Source organism: Xenorhabdus sp. IM139775, from assembly GCF_028598745.1.
Classification (GTDB): Bacteria; Pseudomonadota; Gammaproteobacteria; order Enterobacterales; family Enterobacteriaceae; genus Xenorhabdus.
This window is the reverse complement of sequence record NZ_JAQRFK010000121.1, coordinates 1-4,517: the sequence shown is the minus strand read 5'-3', so window position 1 is coordinate 4,517 and position 4,517 is coordinate 1. Positions and strand designations below refer to the sequence as shown.

The window sequence follows — 4,517 nt, the reverse complement described above, 5'->3', positions numbered from 1 at the left end:
CGAGATTACAAATTCCCCCTCAGTGGCTGTTAAAACAGCCACTGACTTCATGATAACGGGGGAACCCTGTCCAATGCGGCTACTGACCACACGCAAACCCGGTACTGGCCCAGGCATTTCGCATCCACCGGTCTGTTTCTGCCCAGAATGTCCATTTTGCCAGTCCTTCGGTTGAACCTGAACTGCCTGCCAGATAATCCGTTGATGTCACATAAAACTCCCGTGCCCAGCCCTCGTAACGGTAAAAGTTACCCCACTGCGCATAAAGCCGTTCAAAAGCATATTTAGAAGCAATCTGGCTGCCGAGTGATTGGCAAAGCTGTCTCGCCTTAAAATAAAAATCTTTTGTCAGCCCTGAGCGCGCAAACCAGGTATCACTTCTTAAGGTCAGTACCACCTGTTGCCCTGCCTCATCGGTGCCTGTCAGTCTTACGCCATCGGGGCGCTGTTGCACTATCAGCGTATCCCCCGAGACCGTGACCGACGATGAATCACTCTGCCAGTTTACCCGGCCTGTATTGCCGGCTGTGATAATGCGAAATTTCGCGCCCCGCCAGAATACCGAAGGCCCACGGGGGCCAAAGGATTTCTGGTTGGCATTGCCGCCCTGACGGTCAACAGCAACCGTATCCACAATACGTAACGGGGGAATAAATTCCGCCACCGGCGACACAATCGGCTGATCACCAATGGTGGCCGTGACCGAAACCCATCCTGCCTGGTGACTGACAACAGTGGCGGTTGCATTTCCCTGACGGTCTGTCCGCTCTTCCGCAAACACCATCTCGCCAACATCGCCAGACCAGGCAACCGCTTTATCCGGCACGCCCCGACCATCAATATCGGTGACTGTCACCGTAAAAATGACACTATCTGCCCCATCCGCGGCTGCACGGGGCTTATTGACCCGCAGGGTTGATAACAGCACTTCATCAAATATAACAATAGGAGCTGCTATCTGAGTATCTTCAACCTGCACCCGGACCTGATGCGGCCCCGCAAATGTACTGGTCAGCCGGACTTGCGTCTGCCCCGACTTATCCGTTTGCGTGCGTTCTGAAGACAGTACTCCGTGATCGGTTTGCCAAATCACCGGCTGATTTTCCACCGGCATCCCCAGTGAATCCTTCACCATAGCCGTCAATACAATCGCATCCTGTCCATCACCTTTAGCCTGAACTTGATTAACCGTGATCGTGGGTTTCAGCAGTCGTTTAAACGTCACTACAGGGGCATCGAGGTTTTTTTCTGCCACAGCCGCGTTAACCGTTGCCGTTCCTGCGGTTCGGCTGACTAACCGGGCGGTGGCTTCGCCTGAGCTGTTTGTCTGATCTTGCTTATCCAGCCATTGCCCGTTATTCACTGACCATTGCACTTCGGCACTGGCTACGGGCTGGTTGGCCGCATCGCGCACGGTAACGGTATACAGGACACTGTCCTGACCATCCGCAATGGCAGTTTGCTTGTTTGCCTGGAGAATGTGAGATAACGATGCGGTAAAGGTAATGGGTGGAGAAACCACAGTTCTGCTGCCTGTCGCCACCGTGACTGCGGTGGTTCCTGCTGTCAGGCTGGTTAAATAAGCGGAGGCTTGCCCGTTCGCATCGGTTGTTAATGCAGATGATGAAAGCTGACCAAGATGCGTCTGCCAGCCAATGGCCTGATTGGGCACGGGTTCACCGGCAGCGTTTTTGACGGTCACGGTCAGCGTTGCCACCGCTTTTCCGTCGGCTTTGAGGCGATGTTTATCCACGATGATCTCCGGTATCAACACGGCATCAAAATAGACCGCAGGCGCAATCGCCATGTCCTTATCCACGGCAACACGTACCGTATGCAACCCCTGCTGACGGCTGCTCAGAAACACCGACGCCTGCCCCTGTGCATCGGTTTTCCGTGTGGTGTGTGACAATTTTCCTTTGTCGCTTGACCAGGTAACCGTTTGATTGGGGATAGGTAGCCCCTCCTGATCGGTCACCACCACGGTATAGATCACACTGTCATCACCCTCCGCTTGTGCCTTAAGTTTATTTGTTGTCACCTGTAGCTGCTTTTCAGTCGGCAAACTAATAATCATCACGGCTGCCCGGTTGGAGCGATTGCCTCGGCTGTCAACAGCAACCCCGGAAAGACGGACCGGTTTTTCCGGGGATTTCGGTAACAACAAGGTGACTTTCTCCGGCTGCTGGTCAAGCATTTTGCCGCCCGCCTGCTGTAATTCCCCCGTATCCAGTTCTAAACGCGCAAGCGGGTATTTGGATTGAATAGTCGGTACAAAGGTGATTGCTTTTCCTGCATATCCATTGAGGGAGGCCGGAAAGGCCAGAGTTATCAGTGTCTGCTTTTGATAATCCAATACCATATCATTGCGCCGGTTGACAAAATCAAACTGACTGGCTCTCAGGCTGCGCAACGGGGCGACTTCGTTCGGGTCAAGCTGTTGGCTAAACGGGACGCCCAACCGATAATTCATGCCCAGGGTAAAACGGTTTTCTCTGACACCCTGTTTACCTTGCCGAAAATCTGCGCCCAGCGTCACCAGAGGCACGGGCGTATAAGTCAGCCCGGCAGTGACGCTATAGGGATTTTTCTGGCGTTCTGACTCGCCAAATAACGCCACCTGCTGCCCGTAATACTGTTCAAACTGCAACTGCCCGCCCCAATGCGGAAACGCGGGTAAGTAGGCTTCGGCATGAATATCCCAGCCGTTGGCAGGCCGCGCATCGAAATCCGTCAGCCGGGAGGTTTTCCAGTGAGATAAACGCTGGTAAAGGTTGGCGGACAGTTTGACGTTATCATGCCAGGCTTCTAACCCGATACCGTAACGGTGATGCTGCTCCGGCCACAGTGCATCCCAGAAGGCATTGGCGCCCCATAACCAGTTATCAGCCAGATAGCGATAACCAAATCCGAGCGAGGTTGTCGTCTGGTCATGATCGTTTTTTACCCCGAACTGACTGAATGCTATGCCCGAAGCAGCGCTATACCAGGGTAACAGCCAGTCAAATGAGATATTTTTTAACGAAAAACGGCTGTCAAAAGGTAAGGTGAAGCGGGCATTGCCGTATTGGTTAAGCCAGGGGGTCAGTGTTGATGTCACTGCTGATGATAGCTGCTGAGCGACCAGTGTTTTTGCGGCTTCACTGGGTGAGTGTGAGCGGGTCAGTTGCCCCCATTGGGAAGTGATCTCCGCAAGCTGGATTGTAGTGTCGTTCCGATTGTTAGGTTCTGAAGCAGCATAACCATTAAGACTAAGTGACAGGCACAATAGGCTGATAACAAAGGACTTTACTTTACTGAGCAGAAAGAAATGACTTTTTGGGTGCACTGGCATGTTACCCTTTTCATTAATGGTGAAAGCGGTAACATGCCGAAAAAGCAGGGCGAGAGCGTGAACGTTTTTTGAGCTTGAAATGTATGCTACGCAACCATAATTAGAATGAAGATCACTCAATCTGGTCTTGTTAAAGTATGAATTAGTGCTTTATTTACACAATTCGTTCAAAGATTAGTCTTTCATGCTCTCGCCCTGGCCGAAAAAGTGGCTGAGATACTGTGTTTAATTCTTTTCTTGGTAGAGGAAATTATGAGATCAAATAACCAAAGGGAAGCAAATAATTGATATACAAAACACATCATGAGATGTCCGATCTTAAAACCTTTTCTCAAGGTTTGTACGTGATTACTATCGGGTCAACAGACTCGCGGGATGTCTTGAACCGTTAAAGCATGACAATATAAATATGGATTGTAAGATCAATACACCTATAATCTTATTATAAATTTGCGAATATGAACGCTTTCATTGGTAATCATAGTGCAAATGCACTGCAACAATAGGTGAATAAAGATGAAACGATTAATAAGTATACTATCAATGTTGGTAATAATTAGTTCAGGTTGCGTTTCGGTGAAAAAATCCTTTTCTCTGGATTATAAAACCGATGGCTCTGCATTTCACTTATCTCAATCATGTATAGAAAACTTCATTCCAAAAGAAAACAGCAATGCCATTTTCATCAAAATAAAGAACAATACTGATTGCAGCGAACCATTTAATCTCTTCTGGGAAAAAAGCATAGGAAAGAAAGTATCCGTTTTCTTTAACGGAAAACCTATATTCAAAGATATTTATACAGTTAATAAAATTCACACTGAAAATGGATTTAATCAAGCCGTTGAATCAAATTCAATACTCAATGAGATAGTTAACACACTAAATTAATGTAAATCTATGGCTTCTTTTTTAGTAAAGAAGCCATAAGGTAATAACACTAATAATTAACTGATATCAATAATTATTAGTATGTGACTTCTATTGTTTGTCCCACTGAATGACTTTTGAAACGTATGCGATCTGTACCGGCACCATCGTTACCTCTAATCGTATACGAACCTGGCCCCATAGTGCTCACGGGTATCATTCCTGAATTCGATGCATATTCAATTTCAACATCAAATGATGAAGGTGCTGAAGAAATAGTATCAAATGAAACAGTATATGCATAAGGTCCTAC

3 protein-coding genes are annotated in these 4,517 nt (G+C 48.1%); 1 reads left to right on the top strand and 2 read right to left on the bottom strand.

The genetic code is table 11. The features are described 5' to 3' along the window. Nucleotides 1–79: 79 nt before the first annotated feature. Nucleotides 80–3,334: an Ig-like domain-containing protein gene (locus PSI17_RS15875; protein WP_273552892.1), complete on the bottom strand. Its 3,255-nt coding sequence runs from the start codon at nucleotides 3,332–3,334 to the stop codon at nucleotides 80–82. Nucleotides 3,335–3,850: 516 nt separating this feature from the next. Here PSI17_RS15875 and PSI17_RS15870 point away from each other — a divergent pair. Next, the gene (locus tag PSI17_RS15870; protein WP_273552891.1) at nucleotides 3,851–4,225 is read left to right on the top strand and encodes a hypothetical protein; all 375 of its coding nucleotides are present in this window, start codon (nucleotides 3,851–3,853) and stop codon (nucleotides 4,223–4,225) included. A gap of 76 nt (nucleotides 4,226–4,301) precedes the next feature. Here the strand turns inward: PSI17_RS15870 and PSI17_RS15865 are convergent. After that, on the bottom strand, nucleotides 4,302–4,517 hold a 216-nt coding region (locus PSI17_RS15865; protein WP_273552890.1), incomplete at its 5' end, for a colicin Z C-terminal domain-related protein.